Origin of the sequence: Actinomycetospora sp. TBRC 11914, assembly GCF_012933465.1 — a bacterium.
In the GTDB taxonomy this organism is placed as follows: Bacteria; Actinomycetota; Actinomycetes; order Mycobacteriales; family Pseudonocardiaceae; genus Actinomycetospora.
In genome coordinates, this window is the sequence record NZ_JABBND010000056.1 from 1 (window position 1) to 574 (window position 574).

The following is a 574-nucleotide window of genomic DNA, read 5'->3' on the forward strand; positions in this document are numbered from 1 at the left end:
CGAGGGCTTGCTGGACGTAGCGGCGGGGTTTGTCGGGCACCCGGGAGCAGGCGGTGACCAGGCGGGCGACGCCGTCCTTGTCGTAGCGGGCGAGCTCGTCGGCGTAGAGCAGGTCGTCCTCGGGGTCGCGGCAGCCCAGCACCAGCAGTGACTCGGCGATCGGGACGCCCTGGGCGGCCAGCGCGCCGCGTTCCTGGAGGAACCCGCGGAACGGCGCCATCCCGGTCCCGGCCCCCACCATGATCATCGGCCGGTGGGGGTTGTCCGGGGGCCGGAACGCGATGGTGGGTTCGCGGACCAGGCAGAACACCGTGCCGCCCTCGGGGACCGCGGCCAGATGCGTCGAGCAGGTCCCGCGGTAGCGGCCCAGCCCGGAGCGGGCGGGCTCGTCGAGGACCCCGACGGTCAGCGCCGCGTCGTCGGTGACCGTGGGCGCGGAGGAGATCGAGTAGTAGCGCGGGCGCAGCGCGGGCAGCAGGTCGATAAACACCGCGAACTCCATCGCCGCCTGGGGGTGGGCCTCGAGCAGCTCGAGCAGCGTGCGCCGCGGCGCGGCGATCTCGGCGCGGTACGC

Annotated in this window: 1 pseudogene; it reads right to left on the reverse strand. The window is 74.4% G+C overall.

Annotation, left to right across the window (positions count from 1 at the left end):
- Positions 1-574, reverse strand: a pseudogene (locus HH311_RS30795) (cytochrome); the annotation flags it as partial.